The organism is Xanthomonas sp. 1678, assembly GCF_031455575.1.
Lineage (GTDB): Bacteria > Pseudomonadota > Gammaproteobacteria > Xanthomonadales > Xanthomonadaceae > Xanthomonas_A.
This window is the reverse complement of sequence record NZ_JAVDSZ010000006.1, coordinates 107,874-128,029: the sequence shown is the minus strand read 5'-3', so window position 1 is coordinate 128,029 and position 20,156 is coordinate 107,874. Positions and strand designations below refer to the sequence as shown.

Below are 20,156 nucleotides of genomic sequence, written 5' to 3'. Positions count from 1 at the left end.
CCCCGCGTGCGCGGCGTGGGCTAGAGTCGCCGCGTCCCCCGCAGGTTCTCCCACCGCATGCGCCGACCCCTTTCGTTCCTTGCCGCGCTCGCCGCCGCCTCCCTGTTGCTGCCATGCCATGCCGCCACCCCGGCGCGCTATGGCCCGCAGTTGGAAGGCTTCGACTATCCCTCGAAGGTCGCGCACTACGCCCTCGTCTCGCAAGGTCAGTCCCTGCAGATGGCCTATCTGGACGTGGCGCCGACCGGCACGCCCAATGGCCGCACCGCGGTCCTGCTGCACGGCAAGAACTTCTGCGCCGCGACCTGGGAAGACACCATCGCGGCGCTGAGCGCGCACGGCTACCGGGTGATCGCGCCGGACCAGATCGGCTTCTGCAAGTCGAGCAAGCCGGCGGCCTACCAGTTCTCGTTCGCGCAGTTGGCGGCCAACACGCACGCACTGCTGGAACACCTCGGCATCGCCCGCGCGGCGGTGGTCGGGCACTCGATGGGCGGCATGCTGGCGATCCGCTATGCGCTGATGTATCCGCAGGCCACCGACCATCTGGCCCTGGTCAATCCGATCGGGCTGGAAGACTGGAAGGCGCTCGGCGTGCCCTGGCAAAGCGTGGACGCGTGGTACCGAAGCGAACTGAAGACCGACTTCGACAGCATCAAGAACTACCAGCTGCGCACCTACTACGCGGGCCAGTGGAAACCCGAATTCGAACGCTGGGCGCGCATGCAGGCCGGCATGTATGCCGGCCCCGGCAAGCAGGCGGTGGCCTGGAACCAGGCGCTGACCTACGACATGGTGTTCAACCAGCCGGTGGTCTACGAACTGCCGCAACTGAAGGTCGCCACCACACTGCTGATCGGCCAGAAGGACACCACCGCGATCGGCAAGGCGCTGGCGCCGGAGGCGGTGAAGGCGCAGCTCGGCGACTACCCCGCCCTCGGCAAACGCGCGGCGGCGGCGATTCCCGGCGCCAGGCTGGTCGAATTCGCCGAACTGGGCCACTCGCCGCAGGTGCAGGACCCGCAGCGCTTCAACGCCGCATTGCTGGACGCGCTGTCGCCCTGACCCGTGCGGCCCGCCGGGCCGCTGCACGGATCCTCCCATTCCATGCCATGCGCCGCTGCGTCGTCCGACCCAGCGGCGCACAGCGCTTGCGCCCTGCAGCATGGCAGGCGCCAGCGACTGCCTGCGGGAGCCCGCGGAACCAACGTTGTCATCCATTACTGAGATAGCCACCCCGATTGTTCAGCGCGGGGAATTGACAACGTTATCACCGCATCCGACGGTCCGTTCTCCAGCACGTCCGCACGACCCCGGTCGCGCCCAGGCGTGCTGGAAAGCAGCGCGTACAGGGGGAAAGGTCCGGCTGCCCCGGAAACGCAGGAACCACATCGCACAGGACAGGAGGTTTCACCATGAACGTGAAATTCGCTCTACCGTGGCTGTTGTGCTGTACCGCCCTCGTCGGATTCGCTTCCCAGGCACGCGCGCAGTCCGTGTCGTGCAGCGGCATCGCCGCCTGGGACGCGGCCAAGATCTACCAGAGCGGCGACAAGCTGGTGTTCCAGGGCAAGCTGTACCAGGCCACCACGCAGATATGGAACGCCGCGCCCACCTATTGCACCAGCTGCGGCTGGTACCAGGAACTGGGCACCTGCAGCACCACCGCCAACCAACCGCCGAGCGTGGCCCTGAGCGCGCCGGCCAGCGGCGCCAGCTTCGCCAGCGGCGCCACGATCACCGTGTCGGCGACTGCCGCGGATGCCGATGGCAGCATCGCCAAGGTCGAGTTCTTCCGCGGCGGCACCTCGCTGGGCAGCGACACCAGTTCGCCGTACAGCGTCACCTGGAACAACGCCAGCGCCGGCAGCCACCAACTCACCGCCGTGGCGACCGACAACCAGGGTGCGACCGCCACCTCCGCGGCCCGCGGCATCACCGTCACCGGCACCCCGCCCACCGATACCACCGCACCGAGTGTGCCGACCGGCCTGGCCTCGGCCACGCAGACCAGCAGCAGCGTCACCCTGTCGTGGAACGCGGCCAGCGACAACGCCGGCGGCAGCGGCATCGCCGGCTACCGCGTGTACCGCAACGGCACGCTGGTCGGCTCGCCCACCGGCACCGCCTACACCGACTCGGCGCTGGCCGCCGACACCAGCTACAGCTACCAGGTCGCCGCACGCGACAACGCCGGCAACGCCTCGGCCAACAGCGCGGCGCTGAGCGTGCGCACCCGGCCGGCCGGCAATGGCGGCGGCAAGCGCGTCATCGGCTACTTCGTGCAGTGGGGCATCTACGGCCGCAACTACCAGGTCGCCGACATCGAGAAGAGCGGCTCGGCCAATTACATGACCCACATCAACTACGCCTTCGGCAACGTGCGCAACAACCGCTGCGAAGTGGGCGTGGTGCAGCCGTCCGATCCCAACACCGGCGCCGGCGGCGACGCGTTCGCCGACTACACCAAGGCGTTCGCGGCCGCGCAGAGCGTCGATGGCGTGGCCGATACCTGGGACCAACCGCTGCGCGGCAACTGGAACCAGCTGAAGAAGCTAAAGGCCAAGCATCCGGGCCTGAAGGTGCTGATCTCGCTCGGCGGCTGGACCTGGTCGCGCGGTTTCGCCAGCGCCGCACGTCCGGAGAACCGCCAGGCCTTCGTGGCGTCGTGCATCGACGCCTACATCCGCGGCAACCTGCCGGTCACCGACGGCGCGGGCGGCGCGGCGGCCGCGGCCGGCGTGTTCGACGGCATCGACATCGACTGGGAATATCCCAACGCCTGCGGCCTCAGCTGCGGCAGCGCCGAGGATCGGCAGAACTTCACCGCGCTGCTGGCCGAGTTCCGGCGCCAGCTCAACGAGGTCCGCTCCGGCCTGCTGCTGACCGTGGCGGTCGGCGCCGGCGTGGACAAGATCCGCGCGACCGATCCGGCGCAGTACCACCCGTCGCTGGACTACATCAACGTCATGACCTACGACTTCCATGGCGCGTTCGAGCCGACCACCAACCACCACTCGGCGCTGTTCGATTCGCCGGCCGATCCGTCCACCGGCGACCAGCGCTACTACAACAGCAACGACGCGATGCAGGCGTTCCTGGATGCCGGCGTGCCCGCGGCCAAGCTCAACCTCGGCATCGGCTTCTACGGGCGCGGCTGGAGCAACGTGCCCAACGTCAACAACGGCCTCTACCAGAGCGGCAGCCCGGCGCCCGGCACCTACGAGGCCGGCATCGAGGACTACAAGGTCCTGAAGAACGCGGCCGGCACCTCGCATACCGACAGTGCCGCCGGCGCGCACTGGAAATACAACGGCAGCACCTTCTGGAGCTACGACACGCCCGGCGTGATCACCCAGAAGATGGGCTACGTGAAGGCGCAGGGCCTGGGCGGCGCCTTCTTCTGGGAGTTCAGCGGCGACGCGCCGCAGGCGGAACTGGTCAAGGCGGTCAGCAACGGCCTGCAATAAGCGGCGCAGCGACGCCATCCAGCAAACGAAACGCCGGCGCAAGCCGGCGTTTCTCTTTGCGCGTCCCGACACGGGGCCGGACGCCGTCGCGGTGCACGCAATCGCTCAGTCGGCGGCGATGCGCAACACGTCGTCGAGCAATGCGGCCGCGGTCACCTCGGCGCCGGCACCCGGGCCCTGGATCAACAACGGCTGCTGCAGGTAGCGGTCGCTGTGCAGCGCGACGCGGTTGTCGGTGCCGGCACCGCTGGCCAGCGGATGGCCCAGCGGCAATGCGCGCAACGCCACCGACGCGCCGTGCGCATCGAAACGGCCGACGAAGCGCAGGCAGGCGCCGTTCGCGCTGGCCTGCGCCAGGCGCGCGGCCAGCGGCGCATCCAGCGTCGACAGCGCCGCGTCCAGTTCGCCCGGCGCAGCCGCGGCCAGCGCCGGCGACAGCAGCGACTCCACCTGCACCTGCTCGGCGCGCAGCGGCAGCCCGGCGGCGCGCGCCAGGATCAGCAGCTTGCGGCGCACGTCCTCGCCGGACAGGTCCTCGCGCGGATCCGGCTCGGTATAGCCGGCCGCCGCCGCTTCGCGCACGCAGTCCGAAAACGCCTGTGTGCCGTCGTAGCGATGGAACAGCCACGCCAGCGACCCCGACAGCACGCCCTCCACCGCATGGATATGGTCGCCGCCGGCGACCAGCGCGCGCAGGCTGCTCAGCAACGGCAGGCCGGCGCCGACCGTGGCGCTGTCGCCGTAGTGGGTGGCGCCCGCGTGCCGCGCCGCCTCGATCTGCTGCGCGCGCTCCAGCGCCGCGCCACGTCCGAGCTTGTTCGCGGTGACCACGTGCACGCCGCGCGCCAGCCACTGCGCATGCCACTGCGCGACCGCGTCGCTGGCGGTGGCGTCGACCAGCACGTCGCCCCGGCGCAGCTCGTCCGCCGCGAGGTCGTGCGCTCGCGTGCCGCGCGGCGCGGCGTTGGCCGCGTCCAGCGCGTGCGCGCTGGCACTGGGCAGGCACGCCTGGCGCGTGCGCGAATTGGCCAGCCAGGCGAAGGCCGGCAGGCCCGCGCGCCGCTGCTGCAAGGCCTGATAGCGCGCGACGAAGGCGCGGCCCACGGTGCCGGTGCCGAGCAAGGCCAGCTGCGGCGCATGCGGCGCCGACTCGGCGCGCAACCGCGGCGCAAGCGCGTCGTCGGCGAGGCGGCTCACGCGTCCACCCGTTTGCGCGCCACCGCCTCGCTGGCCTGCTGCGCGCGCAGCAGACCGGCCTGCAGGTCGGCGACCAGGTCCGCGCTGGATTCGATGCCGACCGATAGGCGCAGCAAACCGTCGCCGATGCCGGCATTGGCGCGCGCCTCGGCGGTCATCGCCGCATGCGTCATCGACGCCGGATGCGCCACCAGGCTCTCGACCCCGCCCAGCGATTCGGCCAGGGTGAAATAGCGCAGGCCATCGACGAAAGCGCGCACCTCGGCTTCGCCGCCAGCCAGCTCGAAGCTGATCATCGCGCCGAAGCCCTGCTGCTGCCGCGCCGCGACCGCGTGGCCCGGATGCGTGGCCAGGCCCGGGTAGTAGACCTGGCTGACCGCCGCGTGCCCGTCCAGCAGCGCCACCACCGCCTGCGCGTTCTCCTGGTGCACGCGCAGGCGCGCATCCAGCGTGCGCAGGCCGCGCAGGGTCAGGAACGCGTCGAACGGCGAACCGGTCAGGCCCAGCGCGTTCGCCCACCACACCAGCTGCTGGTGCAGCTCGGCATCGGCGGCGATCACCGCGCCGCCGACCACGTCGCTGTGGCCGTTGACATACTTGGTGGTGGAGTGGATGACGATGTCGGCGCCGAACGCGATCGGCTTCTGCAGCGCCGGCGACAGGAAGGTGTTGTCGACCACCGCCAGCGCGCCGGCCTTGTGCGCGGCATCGATGACGAAACGCAGGTCGGTGATGCGCAGCAGCGGGTTGGACGGGGTCTCGATCAGCACCAGCTTCGGCGCCTGCGCCAGCGCCTCGGCCAGCGAGCGCGGATCGGTCAGGTCGGCGGTGATCAGGTCGAAATGGCCCTTCTTGGCCAGCGCGTTGAACAGCCGCCAGCTGCCGCCGTACGCATCGTGCGGCACCACCAGCTTGTCGCCCGGCTGCAGCAGCGCGTTGAGCACCAGGTTGATCGCGCCCATCCCGGTGGCGGTGATGACGCCGCCGGCGCCGCCTTCCAGTTCCGCCAGCGCTTCGCCGAGCAGGTCGCGGGTCGGGTTGCCGCTGCGCGTGTAGTCGTACTGGCGCTTGTTGCCGAAGCCGTCGAAGCTGAAGTTCGACGACAGCACGATCGGCGGGGTCACCGCGCCGTAGGCGGTATCGCGGTCGATGCCGGCGCGCACCGCGGCGGTGGCGGCGCTACAGGGCAGATCGTTGTCGTGGGCAGTGCTCATGCGGTAGCTCCGGTGGGGCGAAGGGCGGTGACGAGGATCGCGTCGATGCGGTCGGTTTCTTTCAGGAAGGCGTCGTGGCCGTACGGCGAGCGCAGCACGCGCAGGCTGCCGCGCGGGCCCAGCCCTTCGACCAGGGTGACTAGGTCGGCCAGCGGCACCAGGCGGTCGCCTTCGACCGCGACCACCACGGTCGGCACGGCGACCGCGGCCGGGTCGATGCGATGCAGATCGATGGATTCGGACAGGCGCAGGTAGGCATTGACCTGGGTGCGCGCCACGTATTGCGCGCCGGCGGCATCCAGGTAGTCCTCGGCGGCGACGCGGACACGGCCATTGATCACTTCCGGCGGCGCATCGAAGCGCTCGCCGAACTCTTCCGGGGTGCGGTAGCTGAGCATCGCGAACTGCCGCGCCAACGACAGCCCGTGGCTCTCGGCGCACTGCAGCTGGCCCAGCGCCACCGCACGGCGCTGCAGCGCGCGCCACGCCGCAGCATACGGATGCGCGCGGTGCGCGCCGCTGACCGCGACCAGCTTGTCCAGACGCTGCGGATGCCGCACCGCCAGCTGCAGGCCGACCAGCGCGCCGTAGGAATAGCCGACGAAACCGTGCAAGCGGTCGATCCCCAGCGCGTCGAGCAGCGCGGCGATCGCATCGGCCTGGTCGGCGCTGTCGATCGGCGCGTCCAGGCTGCCGTCGGCACCGACGAAGTCGAACGCCAGCAGCCGCCGCTGGCTCGGGTCCAGCGCACGGCCGGCAGCGACCAGGCCCTCGGCCCAACCCTTCTCGGGAAAGCTGGCATTGGCGGCCAGATGGCGGTGCGCGGAGATGCCGCCGGCGACGAACACCACCGGCGCGTCCACCGGGCCGCTCAATTCGTAGCGCAGGCGCAGCAACTGCACGCCGGCATGACGCAGCGGCAGGGCCACCGCGACTTCGCCGCGCAGCGCGAGCACGCCATCGGCGGCCGGCGCGACGGCAGCGGCAGGGCGGTCGAACGGCGCATTCACGGCAAGGGGGCGGTTGGGCGTATTCACGAGGCTCATGGCGATATCCGGGGAGGAACGGCCATCGAGCTTCGCGGAGCTCGCGTTCGACGTGCGGAAGGCACGAATCGAACCATCTTTCGGCGGACGCGGTGGTCCCCGCAGGATTTGGCACCTACACGGTCGCTTGCGCGTCCGCTGGCTGCCCCGGCATCAAAGGGCCTGTCCCTCCGCCGGTCTCGATGGTGGAGCCACGATGCCAGCGTTTTTCGGCAATGTCAAATCTCTTTATTCGGATGGAGAGATATAAGAGGCCGCAGCCGCGGCTGCCGCATACTCCGCGCTGCCACGGCGCTCCCCCACGCCGGCGCCAGGAGCCCCGATGCCCGGCCAGTGCCAGGCCACCGCCACCGCCCGAGAAGCTTCCGCGTTCCCGCAGCGCCTCCGCGCCGCGCGGCGTTGGCGGCTGTGCATCGCCTGGTCGCTGCTGGCCGCGGTGCCTGGACTGGGTGCGGCGGCGACCCTATATGCCTGGAAGGATGCCGACGGCGTCGCCCATTACGGCGACCACGTCGCCGATCCGCAGCGCGAAGCGGCATCCGGACCACCTCCGCCGACGCGTCCTTCGGCCGCCCAGACCGCCCTGGCGCGGCTGCGCCTTGACGGCCAGGCCCCGCGCCAGCAGGCCTGGGCCGACAACCGTCTGGACGGCCCGGTGCAGGTGCACCTGCGCTACCGCCACGTGGACAACGTCGCCGCGGTCCCGGCGCTGCCACTGCGCACGGTGCTGCCGGCCCGCGGCAGCGCGCTGCTGTCGCGGCTGTACGCCAGCGACCCGCGCTACGCCAGCCAGTTCGACCTGCTCCTGGAGGCCGTCCCCGGCGATCCGGCCGCCAAGCCGCAGGACGCCCTGTACCGGCTGCCGTTCGACGGCGTCCCGGTGCGGGTGGACCAGGGCGTGGGCGGCCGCTTCAGCCACCACGACGCGCAGAACTACTACGCGCTGGATTTCGCCCTGGCCGAAGGCACTCCGGTGCTGGCCGCGCGTGCCGGCACGGTGATGCAGGTGGAAACCGGCTTCGCCGAGGCCGGGCTGGACCGCGAAACCTTCGGCGGCCGCGCCAACTTCGTGCGCATCGTGCACGCCGACGGCAGCATGGCGCTGTACGCGCACCTGGCGCCGCAGGGCGTGGCGGTGCATGCGGGCCAGCGCGTCGCCGCCGGCGAGCGGCTGGCGCTGTCCGGCAACACCGGCCTGAGCACCGCGCCGCACCTGCACTTCGCCGTGCAGGCCAACCGCGGCATGCGCCTGGAGTCGATCCCGTTCCGCATGGCCGGGGCCCTCGGCGAACTCAAGCTGCCGCGCAGCGAGGAAGCCGCGCAACCCGTGGCCGGCGCCGCGGCGCTATAATTCCGCCCTTCCCTGTAGCCGTGATCGCCCAGTGGGCGCCGTTGCCATGTCCGATGTTGCCCATGAAGCTGCGCGCCGCCGCACCTTCGCCATCATTTCCCACCCCGACGCCGGCAAGACCACGCTGACCGAAAAGCTGCTGCTGTTCGGCGGCGCGATCCAGATGGCCGGCTCGGTCAAAGGCCGCAAGGCCGCGCGCCATGCGACCTCCGACTGGATGGCGCTGGAGAAGGAGCGCGGCATCTCGGTGACCTCGTCGGTGATGCAGTTCCCGTACGAAGGCAAGATCATCAACCTGCTCGACACCCCCGGCCACGCCGACTTCGGCGAGGACACCTACCGCGTGCTCACCGCGGTGGACTCGGCGCTGATGGTGATCGACGTGGCCAAGGGCGTGGAAGAACGCACCATCAAGCTGATGGAAGTGTGCCGGCTGCGTGACACGCCGATCATGACCTTCATCAACAAGCTCGACCGCGAGGGCAAGGACCCGATCGACCTGCTGGACGAAGTGGAGACCGTACTCGGCATCCAGTGCGCGCCGGTGACCTGGCCGATCGGCATGGGCCAGCGCCTGAAGGGCGTGGTGCACCTGATCAGCGGCGAAGTGCACCTGTACGAGCAGGGTCGCAACTTCACCCGCCAGGACTCGACCATCTTCCCGTCGCTGGATGCGCCCGGCCTGGCCGAACGCATCGGCGAGCAGATGCTGGCCGAACTGCGCGACGAGCTGGAACTGGTGCAGGGCGCCAGCCACGCGTTCGACCTGGACGCGTACCGCGCCGGCAAGCAGACCCCGGTGTTCTTCGGCTCCGGCGTCAACAACTTCGGCGTGCAGCCGCTGCTGGACTTCTTCGCCGAGCATGCGCCGCCGCCGCAGCCGCACGCCACCACCGGCCGCCCGGTGCAGCCGACCGAGGAAAAGCTGACCGGCTTCGTGTTCAAGATCCAGGCCAACATGGACCCGCAGCACCGCGACCGGGTCGCGTTCATGCGCATCTGCTCGGGCCGCTTCAGCGCCGGCATGAAGACCCTGCACGTGCGCACCGGCAAGGACACCAAGCTGGCCAACGCGTTGACCTTCATGGCCAGCGACCGCGAGATCGCCGCCGAGGCCTATCCGGGCGACGTCATCGGCATCCACAACCACGGCACCATCTCCATCGGCGACACCTTCACCGAAGGCGAGGCGCTGTCGTTCACCGGCATCCCCAACTTCGCCCCGGAACTGTTCCGCCGCGCGCGGCTGCGCGACCCGCTCAAGCTCAAGCAGCTGCAGAAGGGCCTGGCGCAGCTGTCCGAGGAAGGCGCCACCCAGTTCTTCCGCCCGCTGATGAGCAACGACCTGATCCTGGGCGCGGTCGGCGTGTTGCAGTTCGAAGTGGTCGCCTACCGGCTCAAGGACGAATACGGCGTGGACGCCAGCTTCGAACCGGTCGGCGTGGTGACCGCGCGCTGGGTGCATTGCGACAACGCCAAGAAGCTGGAGGAGTTCCGCGAGAAGAACGCGATGAACCTGGGCATCGACGGCGCCGGCGAACTGGTCTACCTGGCACCGACCCGGGTCAACCTGCAACTGGCGCAGGAACGCGCGCCGGACGTGCGCTTCGCCGCGACCCGCGAGCATGCGCACAGCGTCGCGCTGGACTGATCGCGCCGGGCCGACGCTGCACGGCGCGCGGGCGTGAACCGCGCGCCAATTGCTGCGCCGCAACGGATGCGAATCGCTCGCAAGTGCGGTACCGTTTGCGGCCATGGAAGCCGACCAGCCGTCTTCGCTCATGCACGCCGACGCGCCGCCTTCTACGGACTGGCGCGACGAACTCGCCAGCGCCCTGACCCACGGTCTGGGCGCGGTCGCCGCACTGGCCGGCAGCTCGGTGCTGATCACCCTCGCCGCGATCTACGGCGACGGCTGGCAACTGGCCGGTGCGATCGTGTTCGGCGTCGCGTTGCTGCTGCTGTACACCGCCTCCACGCTGTATCACGCCATCCCGCATCCCGGCGCCAAGGCGCGGCTGCAGGTGCTGGACCACTGCGCGATCTACGTACTGATCGCCGGCACCTATACCCCGTTCACCCTGGTCGGCCTGCGCGGCCCCTGGGGCTGGGGCCTGTTCGCGGCGATCTGGACCATCGCCCTGGCCGGGGTGGTGTTCAAGCTGTTCTTCACCGGCCGCTTCCGGCTGCTGTCGACCATCCTGTACCTAGCCATGGGCTGGCTGATCGTGGTCGCGATCGAGCCGCTGCTGCACTCGGTGGATGTCCCGACCCTGTGCTGGCTGCTGGCCGGCGGCCTGTTCTACACGCTCGGCACCTACTTCTACCAACGCGACACGGTGCGCTACTTCCACGCGATCTGGCACCTGTTCGTGCTCGCCGGCAGCGTCTGCCACTTCGTCGCGGTCACCGCGCAGGTGCTCTAGCGCCGCGCACTTTCGCGTCACCTGCACGTCCGCCGCCTAGTATGGCCGGATGGATCGCGAACCCACTCCTGCAACACGAGACCGGCCCCGCTCCTGGCCCTGGCGCCGCCCCGATGGCCGCCTGCGGCGCTGGCCGTTCGTGCTGGGCACGCTGGTGCTGGCGCTGCTGATCATCATCCTGATCTTCGACTGGAACTGGTTCAAGGGCCCGGTCGAGCGCGCGGTGCAGGCCAAGACCGGCCGCGAATTCCACATCGACGGCAACCTCGACGTCGACCTCGGCGGCACCACCACGATCCGCGGCGATGGCCTGCGCTTCGCCAATGCCGAGTGGTCGAAGCAGCCGCAGATGGCCAGCGCGCAACGCGCGGAGATCGACCTGGCGATCTGGCCGCTGCTGCGCGGCAAGGTGCGCATCCCCGAGATCCGCCTGACCCAGCCGAACCTGCTGCTGGAAACAGGGCCGGACGGGCGTCCCGGCAACTGGAGTTTCGGCAGCAACGACGGCGGCTCGCAGGTCGTACTCGGGCGCCTGCTGGTGCAGCAGGGGCGGCTCAAATTCCAGGACGTCCCCGGCCGCACCGACATCGACGTCAGCGTCGACAGCCTGACCTCGCAGCGCAGCCGCGGCGATGCCGCACCGCCGATCGCGGTCGCCGGCGACGGCCGCTGGCGCGGCAATCCGTTCACGCTCAAGGGCAGCACCGCCTCGCCGCTGGAACTGAGCGAAAGCGATCACCCGTTCAAGGTCGACCTGCGCGGCAACGCCGGCAGCACCCGCGCGCACATGCGCGGCACCCTGACCAATCCATTCCAGCTGCGCGTGTTCGACCTGCAGCTGAACCTGGCCGGCGCGGACATGGCGCATCTGTACCCGCTGCTCGGCATCGCCATGCCGTCCACGCCGCCGTACCAGTTGGACGGCCGGCTCAAGCGCAACGGCGAAATCTGGCACTACGACGACTTCAACGGCCGCGCCGGCGACAGCGACCTGGCGGGCAGCGTGCAGATCGACACCGCCGGCGAACGTCCGTTCCTGCGCGCGGACCTGCGCTCGCGGCGCCTGGACTTCGACGACCTGGCCGGCTTCGTCGGCGCGCCGCCGCGCACCGGCGCCGGCGAAACCGCCAACGCGCAGCAGAAGGCGCAGGCCGCCGAACTCGCGGCCGAGGCCAAGGTGTTGCCCTCCACCCCGTACAACCTCGGCAAGCTGCGCGCCATGGATGCCGATGTGCGCTGGAAGGCGCAGCGGATCAATGCGCAGAAACTGCCGCTGGACGACATGGACGCGCACCTGAAACTCAACGACGGCGTCCTGCTGCTGCAACCGCTCGACTTCGGCGTGGCCGGCGGCAACATCCGCTCGGACATCCGCATGGATGCGCGCAAGCCGACCATCGCCACCCGCGCGCAGATCTCGGTGCGCGGCATGCAGTTGGGCAAGCTGTTCCCGGACGGGCAATTGGCCAAGGAGGCCTCCGGCGCGATCGGCGGCGAGATCGCGCTGGCCGGCACCGGCAACTCGATCGCGCAGATGCTCGGCAGCGCCGACGGCACCGTCGCCGTCGGCATGGGTAAGGGCCACATCAGCAACCTGATCATGGAACTGGCCGGACTGGACATCGCCGAGTCGCTGAAATTCCTGGTCACCAAGGATCGCGAGATTCCGGTGCGCTGCGCGTTCGGCGATTTCGCGGTCAGGGACGGCGTGATGGACTCGCGCGCATTGGCCTTCGACAGCACCGACACGCTGATCGTGGGCAGCGGCACCGTCGACCTGGGCGAGGAGAAACTGGACCTGCTGCTGAAGGCGCGCCCGAAGGATCGCAGCATCCTGTCGCTGCGCTCGCCGTTGCGCGTCGGCGGCAGCTTCAAGGATCCGACCTTCCGCCCCGACTTCAAGGCACTGGGTATGCGCGGCGCGATCGCCCTCGCGCTGGGCAGCATCGCCCCGCCGGCCGCCCTGCTGGCGACGCTGGAAACCGGCCCGGGCAAGGACAGCGACTGCGGAGGCAGTTACGCGAAGTAGCCGGGATTGGGGATTGGGGATTCGCAAAAGCAGAAGCGCGCCAATGTGCTTTTGACTTTTCCGAATCCCAAATCCCGAATCTCGGCTAGCTCGTGATATAGCGCTGCAGCTGATCCAGTTCCTGCTGCTGCTCCTCGATCACCGCCTTGACCAGGTCGCCGATCGAGATCACGCCGACCACCGCGCCGGCCTGCACCACCGGCAGATGGCGAATACGCTGGCCGGTCATCAGCTCCATGCACTGCTGCACGCTCTGCGACGGGTCCACCGTGTACACCTTCGCGCTCATGATGTCGCGCACCGGCGTGGTCGCCGAGGAGCGGTCCTGCAGCACCACCTTGCGCGCGTAGTCGCGCTCGGACAGGATCCCGGCCAGGCGCCCGTCCTGCATCACCAGCACCGCGCCGATGCCCTTCTCGGCCATCAGCCGCAGCGCATCGACCACCGCCGCATCCGGCGACACCGCGTGGATCTCACCGCCCTTGTCGCCCAACAACTGTCGTACCGTACGCATCGCTGCTGCCTCCCGGTTCGCTGGATCGCACGGCCGAGGATACTCCTCCACCAGGTGCACGCCAGGTGTCGATCAGATACAGCGGACGCTGCTTGGATTCCTCGTACAGCCGGCCCAGGTATTCGCCGATCAGGCCCAGCGCGATCAGCTGCGCGCCGCCCAGGAACAGGATCGCCGTCATCATCGTCGGCCAGCCGGCGACCGGGTCGCCCCACAGCGCCGCCTTGATCACGATCCAGGCCGCGAACAGGAATGCGCCCACCGCCGTCGCCAGGCCCAGGTAGGTCGCCGCCCGCAGCGGCGCGGTGGAAAAGCTGGTGATGCCTTCCAGCGCGAAATTCCATAACCGCCACAGGCCGAACTTGCTGCGCCCGGCCAGGCGCGGCGCACGCCGGTACGGCAGCGCCAGCTGGCGGAAACCGACCCAGCCGAACAGACCCTTCATGAACCGGTGTCGCTCGCGCAACTGCCCCAACGCCGCCAGCGCGCGCGGCGACAACAGGCGGAAATCGCCAGTGTCGGCCGGGATCGGCGTCTTCGACAGGCGTCCGATCACCCGGTAGAACAGCGACGCGGTGCTGCGCTTGAGCCAGCTCTCGCCATCGCGCGCGATGCGGGTGCCGTAGATGTCGTCGTAGCCGGCGCGCCAGTGCGCGACGAATTCCCCGATCAGCTCCGGCGGATCCTGGCCATCGGCATCCAGCAGCATCGCCGCGCCATGCTCGACGAAATCCAGCCCCGCGGTCAGCGCCAGCTCCTTGCCGAAATTGCGCGACAGGCGCAGCGCCCCGACCCGCGGATCGGTCGCGGCCAGCGCCAGGATCACCTCCCAGGTCGCATCGCGGCTGCCATCGTCCACGTACAGCACCCGCCCTTCCATGCCGTCCAGGCCATCGAGCGCGGCGAGGACGCGCGGATGCAGCAGCGGCAGGGTCTGCGCCTCGTTGAAGGCGGTGACGACGACGGTAAGGCGTTCGGATTCCATGCACCGATGGTACGGAGCGGCCCGCGCGTTCACCAGCGGCTACGGCGCCTGCAGATAGGCAGGCCCGCCCAGCTGCCGCGCCTGCCGCTGGATCCAGTTGGCGCGGCGCTGCACGTAGGGACCCGGACGCGCGGCGTTGTAGCGTTGCGGCGACGGCAACACCGCCGCCAGCAGCGCGCTCTGCCCAGGACTCAGCTGCGCCGCATCCTTGCCCCAGAAGCTGCGCGCCGCAGCCTGCGCGCCGTAGACCCCGTCGCCGAACTCGGCGACGTTGGCATAGACCTCCAGGATCCGCCGCTTCGGCCACAACACCTCGATCAGCACCGTGTACCAGGCCTCCAGCCCCTTGCGCAGCCAACTGCGGCCCTGCCACAGGAACACGTTCTTGGCCACCTGCTGGCTGATCGTGCTGGCGCCGCGCAGGCGGCCGCCGCGCGCGTTGTGGTCGCGCGCCTTCTCGATCGCCTCCAGATCGAAGCCATGGTGGCTGGGGAAACGCTGGTCCTCGGCGGCCACCAGCGAGATCGGCAGGCTCGAAGCGATCTGCGCGGTATCGCGCCAGTCGTAGGCGACGCGGAACGACCAGTCGCCCTCGCCCCAGGCGCCGAGCTGGCGCTCGAGCATCATCGCCGAGAACGGCGGGTCGACGAAGCGCAACGCCAGCACCTGCGAGACGCTGGCCAGCACGAACACCAACGGCGCCATCAACAGCCAACGCAGCCAGCGTCGCCGCCGCGGCGCGGCCGCGCCACTTGCAACGCCCCGCGCCGCCCCCATTGCTATGCGTTCTTCGACTTTGTCCACCGAGATGACCCACTATCCTGCGGTCGCCATCTTCCCATGCGCAGCGAGGCCGCGATGAGTTCTTCCGATCACGATCACCTGACCCGCTTCCTGCTGCCCGGCGCCGGCGTGCGCGGCGTGCACGTGCGCCTGGAGTCGGCCTGGCGCGAGATCCTCGCGCCGGCCAGCTATCCCGCCGCGGCGACCGAGCTGCTGGGCGAGGCGTGCGTGGCCGCGGCGCTGTTCACCGGCCATACCAAGGTCGACGGCCGCCTGTCGGTGCAGCTGCGCAGCCAGGGCGCGCTGCGCACCCTGTTCGCCGAATGCACCGCGGCCGGTACGCTGCGCGGCATCGTCCAGCTCAGCGAGGGCAGCGACGCGCCGCGCGACCTGCGCGCGCTCGGCGACGGCGCGCTGCTGGCGATCACCATCGAGAACCCCGGCCTGGACCCGCGCGAACCGCAGCGCTACCAGAGCCTGGTGGCGCTGTCGGCAGCCGAACTGGGCGAAGCCTTCGAGGACTATTTCCGCCAGTCCGAGCAACTGCCGACCCGCCTGATCCTGGCTGCCGACGGCCAGCAGGCGGCCGGGCTGCTGCTGCAGAAACTGCCCGGCGACGCTGGCGACGAGGACGGCTGGAATCGCGCCGGCGCTTTGTTCGAAACCGTAGACGAATCCGAGCTACTGGCGCTGCCGGCCGAAACCCTGCTGCACCGGCTGTTCCACGAGGAGGCGGCACAGCTGCTTGGCACCAAGCCGCTGCGCTTCGGCTGCTCCTGCTCGCGCGAGCGGGTGGCGGCCATGTTGCGCTCGCTGGGCGAGGAAGAAGCCCGCGCCGCCGCCGAGGCGACCGGCCAGGTCGAGATCCGCTGCGAGTTCTGCGGCCGGCACTATGACTTCCCCTTGACGGAATTCGGCGTATTGTTCGCTGTAACCCCGGCTGAACCGGCGCCACCAGAGCGCTTGCAATAGCCGGGAACGAGCTTTAGGACCGGGGAGTCTGGCTTGTTAAAGAAACATAAACCCACTAGCATCATCCACCCTGCCCGGCGGGAACTTTAGTTCCTGCGCGAGAGTCCCACACCGCGATGCGAGCCTTACTGCGCCTGCCACTTGCCTTGCTGATCGCCCTTGCGGCGGCCACGGGCGCGCATGCGCAAAGCAAGCCCGCCAGCGACCGGGACCGCACCGTCCTGCCGATCTGGAACAAGGGCAGCGGCAAGGTCGAGGCCTTGCTGTACCTGGAACCGACTGGCGAGCAGGCGGCCGGCGCGCGCTGGCACTTCGGCCGCAATTCGCTCGACGCCGCCTTCGGCCTGTCCTCCGGCGACTCGCTGGGCCTGCTGTGCAACAGCGCCAGCGGCAGCAGCATCAGCGGCTTGGCCAGCCATTGCATGCTTGCCAGCCTGGGCGACGACGACGGCGATGCCGGCGGCCACCACGTCGCCGCGACCACCACCTTCAATCGTCCCGGCGGGCGCCTCTCGCTCTCGGCCGGCACCGGCCGCGAGAACATGCCGGCGTGGCTGGCGGGGGCCACCAAGACCCCTGCGCTGCGCATGGAGCAGAACGATCTGACCGTGTTCGCGCAGCAGAACATCGGCCGCGAAGGCTTCGTCTCGATCGGCGGCACCTATGCGCGTGCGCGCCTGGTGCCGATCGCCGATGCCTCCGAAGCCCTGGTCAACCAGTGGGACAGCAAGAGCCTGAGCATCGGCGGCGGCTACGGTTCCTTCAGCGCCAACGTCATCGGCCGCGTGGTCGATGCGCCGGGCCAGCCCGGCAAGTGGTCCGGCCTCGGCGTGGGCCTGACCTGGCGCACTCCGTGGAGCGGCCAGCTGACCGTCGGCGCCGAAAACGTCATCACCCGCGGCAAGAACCCGTTCGCCCCGAACAACATCAGCACCGAGGAAGGCACCATCCCATACGTGCGCTACGAACAGGACTTGTAAAAGCCAACATCCTGTTTCGAAAAAGAATTTCCGCAAAAAAAGCCCCTTAGAGGGGCTTTTTTTTGTCCTGAACAAGCCAATTAATGTGACTTGCATCACACTTTTACGGATATTATTAACAACTCTTTAATTTCCGGGAAGAGGCAGTTACTATCGGTTCACCCTGCGGATTTTGGCGTCGCCTTTCGACACCACCGCCGGACAACCTTCAGTTGCCACCACACCTCATTCGGAGAGAGAGCCAATGAATTGCAAGACCCACCGCCTGCGCGACGCCATCACGTTCGCGCTCGCCGCTGGCACCACCGCCCTGCTCAGCACGGGCGCGGCGGTTGCCCAGGACAGCACTTCCAGCGACCCCTCCAAGACCCTGGATACGATCCAGGTCACCGGTTCGCGCGTTGCCCGCGTCGAGACCGAGACCGCCAGCCCGGTAGTGGTGATCGATCGCGCGGCGATCGAGCAGACCGGCAAGCTGACCCTGGGCGACCTGGTGCAGGAGCTGCCGGCGATGTCCGGCGCGCCGTCCACCCCGGCGGTCAACAACGGCGGCGGCGACGGCAAGTCCTCGGTCGACCTGCGCGGCCTGGGCGATGAGCGCACGCTGCTGCTGGTCAACGGCCGCCGCGTCGCCAACAACGACGTCAACTCGATCCCCGCCACCGCGGTGGAGCGCATCGAAGTGCTGACCAGCGGCGCCTCGGCGGTGTACGGCTCCGACGCCGTCGCCGGCGTGGTCAACTTCATCCTGCGCAAGGATTTCGAAGGTCTGGCGGTCAGCGTCGACTACGGCCAGGCGACCCACCTGAGCGATGGCGCGCGCAACGGCGGCTCGGTGACCTTCGGTCAGGTCGGCGATCGCGGCAACATCATGGCGGGCCTGAACTACAACAAGTTCGACGGCATTTCCTCGGCCGACCGCAAGTACTCCAAGGACGCGACCTACCTGTACAGCGGCTACGTGACCATCCTCGGGTCCAGCCGTACGCCGGGCGGCCGCATCACCATGCCGGCCAACCTGGCCACGCAATACGGCTGCGGCACGGTCACCCTGACCCCGGGCGCCAGCGGCGCCTCGCAGGCAGACTACCGCTGCTACTCCGGCGCGCGCGACTCCTTCAACTATCAGGCCACCAACCTGATCATGACGCCGCAGGAACGCACCAACGCGTTCTTCCTGGCCAACTACCAGATCACCGACAGCATCAACGCGTTCGCCCAGGTCTACCACAACAAGACCAGCTCGAACTTCGCCATCGCCGCGCTGCCGTTCGATGCCCGCGGCGACAAGGTGGTCATCTCCGCCGACAATTTCTACAACCCGTTCGGCGTGGATTTCGGCGCGGACGTCGCCGGCAACCAGTACAACCAGTTCCTGACCCGCTTCACCTCGCTGGGCCAGCGCCGCTCGTACTACAGCACCGTCACCGACCAGGTCGTCGCCGGCCTGGAAGGCTTCGTCGGCGACACGTCCTGGAAGTGGGACGCGGCGATGAACTACGGCCACTACACCCGCGAGAACACCAGCTACGGCTACGTGTACTACGCCGGCCTGCGCGACGCGCTGGGCCCGTCGTTCCAGGACACCGACGGCGTGGTCAAGTGCGGCAGCGCCGGCAACGTGATCTCCGGTTGCACCCCGCTCAACATCTTCAACATCAACGACCCGCAGACGATCTCCACCCTGGAAGACTACGAAGCGCGTCCGACCTACTCCACCACGTACCAGATGCGCAGCTTCGAAGCCAATGCCAACGGCGAGCTGTTCACGCTGCCGGCCGGTGCCGCGCAGCTGGCTGTGGGCCTCTCCTGGCGCGAGGAGTACCAGAAGAACTCGGTCGACTACATCGCCATCGCCGACCCGGACGGCAACTGCTTCATCTCGCAGGAAGCCTGCGGCACCCCGCTGAGCGGCAAGTACAACGTCAAGGAACTCTACGGCGAACTGTACGTCCCGCTGCTGTCGGAAGTCCCGTTCGCGCACCTGCTGGCGGTCACCCTGGGTTCGCGCTATTCCGACTACAACACCTTCGGCGACACCACCAACAGCAAGATCCAGCTGGAATGGCGCCCGATCGAGAACCTGCTGCTGCGCGGCACGGTCGCCGAGGTATTCCGTGCGCCGACCATCGACAACCTGTACAGCGGTGCGACCGGCGATGCGCCGAACTTCACCGACCCGTGTATCGGTTACGGCGCTCCCGGTGGTCCGCGTGATCACGAAGCCGCGTGCGGCGCGGGCTCAGGCGCGACTGCCATTCCCGTCACCGGCATCACGCCGAGTGGCCTGTCGCAGACCACGGGCGTGTGGTCGGGCTCGGTCGCGGCTGGTTTCGAGCTGAAGCCGGAACAGGGCAAGTCGTTCGACTGGGGCGTGGTATACGACCCGGAATGGCTGCCGGGCTTCTCGGCCAGCCTGGACTACTGGCGCCTGTACCTCAACGACACGATCAACCGTGCCGATGCGCAGACCGTGGCCAATATCTGCTACGAAGACGAAAGCAGCCCGTTCTGCGGCTTCATCAACCGCTACTCGGATGGCCAGGTCAACTTCATCCGCGAACCGATCGTCAACCTGGGCCGCCTCGACACCAAGGGCTGGGATCTGGCGCTGCGCTACCGCCTGCCGGATACCGCGTGGGGCAGCTACACCTTCGGCCTGGACGGCACCTACATCGCGCGCTACGACAACAAGACCAATCCGGCCGATCCGGATGGCGTCGTGACCCACGTTGCCGGCACCTACAACAAGACCTACGGCCTGTACTCGCGGGTCCGTGGCCGCCTGTTCGTCAACTGGCAGAAGGGCGACCTGGCCGCCAGCTGGCGCGTGCGGTACATCGGTCCGTTTGACGTGGGCAGCGCCGATCCGTCGCAGAACTTCAGCTCCGATGCCGGCTTCCCGACGGTGGTCTCCGAGTACGGTTCCTACTTCATGCACAGCGTCAGCGCCAGCTACGCGCTGCCGTGGTTCAATTCGAAGATCGAAGTCGGCCTGGACAACGTGTTCGACAAGCAGCCGCCCATGCTGTATCAGAACAACGTGCTCAACGCGAACACGGACGTCAACAGCTTCGACACCGTGGGCCGCTACCTGTGGGCTCGCTACAGCATGAACTTCTGAGCACGGCAACGACGCTCTTTGTTTGAAGACGGGGCCGCGCGAACGATTCGCGCGGCCCTTTTCAT

At 68.8% G+C, this 20,156-nt stretch carries 15 protein-coding genes and 1 riboswitch; of the genes, 9 read left to right on the top strand and 6 right to left on the bottom strand.

The window, feature by feature from the left end; translation table 11 throughout:
• Positions 1–57: 57 nt before the first annotated feature.
• Complete coding sequence (locus J2Y70_RS12645; protein WP_309917975.1) at positions 58–1,065, top strand: alpha/beta hydrolase; 1,008 nt, start codon at positions 58–60, stop codon at positions 1,063–1,065.
• A gap of 350 nt (positions 1,066–1,415) precedes the next feature.
• Positions 1,416–3,470 (top strand): glycosyl hydrolase family 18 protein, encoded by a 2,055-nt coding sequence (locus J2Y70_RS12640; protein WP_309917973.1) that lies wholly within the window; start codon positions 1,416–1,418, stop codon positions 3,468–3,470.
• 105 nt (positions 3,471–3,575) lie between these two features.
• On the opposite strand, the gene J2Y70_RS12635 is transcribed toward J2Y70_RS12640, so the two are convergent.
• The 3 genes from J2Y70_RS12635 to J2Y70_RS12625 are packed head-to-tail and all read right to left on the bottom strand — an operon-like array spanning position 3,576 to position 6,927.
• A complete protein-coding gene (locus J2Y70_RS12635) occupies positions 3,576–4,631 on the bottom strand; it encodes a homoserine dehydrogenase (RefSeq protein WP_309918322.1) in 1,056 nt (351 codons plus the stop codon).
• Positions 4,632–4,663: 32 nt separating this feature from the next.
• Positions 4,664–5,881, bottom strand: a complete 1,218-nt coding sequence (locus J2Y70_RS12630; protein WP_309917970.1) for an O-succinylhomoserine (thiol)-lyase — start codon at positions 5,879–5,881, stop codon at positions 4,664–4,666.
• Positions 5,878–6,927 (bottom strand): homoserine O-succinyltransferase, encoded by a 1,050-nt coding sequence (locus J2Y70_RS12625; RefSeq protein WP_309917967.1) that lies wholly within the window; start codon positions 6,925–6,927, stop codon positions 5,878–5,880. The genes J2Y70_RS12630 and J2Y70_RS12625 overlap by 4 nt, the downstream gene beginning before the upstream one ends.
• Before the next feature lie 70 nt (positions 6,928–6,997).
• A riboswitch (SAM riboswitch) is annotated at positions 6,998–7,116 on the bottom strand.
• A gap of 133 nt (positions 7,117–7,249) precedes the next feature.
• Between J2Y70_RS12625 and J2Y70_RS12620 the strand changes: the two genes are divergently transcribed.
• The 4 genes from J2Y70_RS12620 (at position 7,250) to J2Y70_RS12605 (ending at position 12,733) form a co-directional block, all read left to right on the top strand.
• Positions 7,250–8,278 (top strand): M23 family metallopeptidase, encoded by a 1,029-nt coding sequence (locus J2Y70_RS12620; RefSeq protein ID WP_309917964.1) that lies wholly within the window; start codon positions 7,250–7,252, stop codon positions 8,276–8,278.
• Between the two features lie 46 nt (positions 8,279–8,324).
• On the top strand, positions 8,325–9,929 hold the full coding sequence (locus tag J2Y70_RS12615) for a peptide chain release factor 3 (protein ID WP_309917961.1): 1,605 nt from the start codon (positions 8,325–8,327) through the stop codon (positions 9,927–9,929).
• A gap of 130 nt (positions 9,930–10,059) precedes the next feature.
• Entirely contained in the window at positions 10,060–10,704 is a 645-nt protein-coding gene (locus J2Y70_RS12610; RefSeq protein ID WP_309918318.1) for a hemolysin III family protein, read from the top strand.
• A gap of 49 nt (positions 10,705–10,753) precedes the next feature.
• Positions 10,754–12,733 (top strand): AsmA family protein, encoded by a 1,980-nt coding sequence (locus J2Y70_RS12605; RefSeq protein ID WP_309917958.1) that lies wholly within the window; start codon positions 10,754–10,756, stop codon positions 12,731–12,733.
• Positions 12,734–12,818: 85 nt separating this feature from the next.
• Here J2Y70_RS12605 and J2Y70_RS12600 read toward each other — a convergent pair whose 3' ends face one another.
• Genes J2Y70_RS12600 through mtgA form a run of 3 tightly spaced genes read right to left on the bottom strand, consistent with a single transcriptional unit; the run spans position 12,819 to position 15,009 of the window.
• Complete coding sequence (locus tag J2Y70_RS12600; protein ID WP_184410723.1) at positions 12,819–13,247, bottom strand: CBS domain-containing protein; 429 nt, start codon at positions 13,245–13,247, stop codon at positions 12,819–12,821.
• Positions 13,207–14,232 (bottom strand): glycosyltransferase family 2 protein, encoded by a 1,026-nt coding sequence (locus tag J2Y70_RS12595; RefSeq protein WP_309917955.1) that lies wholly within the window; start codon positions 14,230–14,232, stop codon positions 13,207–13,209. The genes J2Y70_RS12600 and J2Y70_RS12595 overlap by 41 nt, the downstream gene beginning before the upstream one ends.
• Positions 14,233–14,271: 39 nt before the next feature.
• Complete coding sequence (gene mtgA, locus J2Y70_RS12590) at positions 14,272–15,009, bottom strand: monofunctional biosynthetic peptidoglycan transglycosylase (RefSeq protein WP_309917952.1); 738 nt, start codon at positions 15,007–15,009, stop codon at positions 14,272–14,274.
• Between the two features lie 63 nt (positions 15,010–15,072).
• Between mtgA and J2Y70_RS12585 the strand changes: the two genes are divergently transcribed.
• From J2Y70_RS12585 to J2Y70_RS12575, 3 genes are all read left to right on the top strand, one after another.
• The gene (locus J2Y70_RS12585; protein ID WP_309917949.1) at positions 15,073–15,987 is read left to right on the top strand and encodes an Hsp33 family molecular chaperone HslO; all 915 of its coding nucleotides are present in this window, start codon (positions 15,073–15,075) and stop codon (positions 15,985–15,987) included.
• Between the two features lie 116 nt (positions 15,988–16,103).
• Positions 16,104–16,967 carry a hypothetical protein gene (locus J2Y70_RS12580; RefSeq protein ID WP_263395300.1) on the top strand — a complete coding sequence of 288 codons (864 nt, stop codon included), beginning with the start codon at positions 16,104–16,106 and terminating at the stop codon, positions 16,965–16,967.
• 244 nt (positions 16,968–17,211) lie between these two features.
• Entirely contained in the window at positions 17,212–20,091 is a 2,880-nt protein-coding gene (locus J2Y70_RS12575) for a TonB-dependent siderophore receptor (protein WP_263395301.1), read from the top strand.
• The last annotated feature ends 65 nt before the right edge of the window (positions 20,092–20,156 follow it).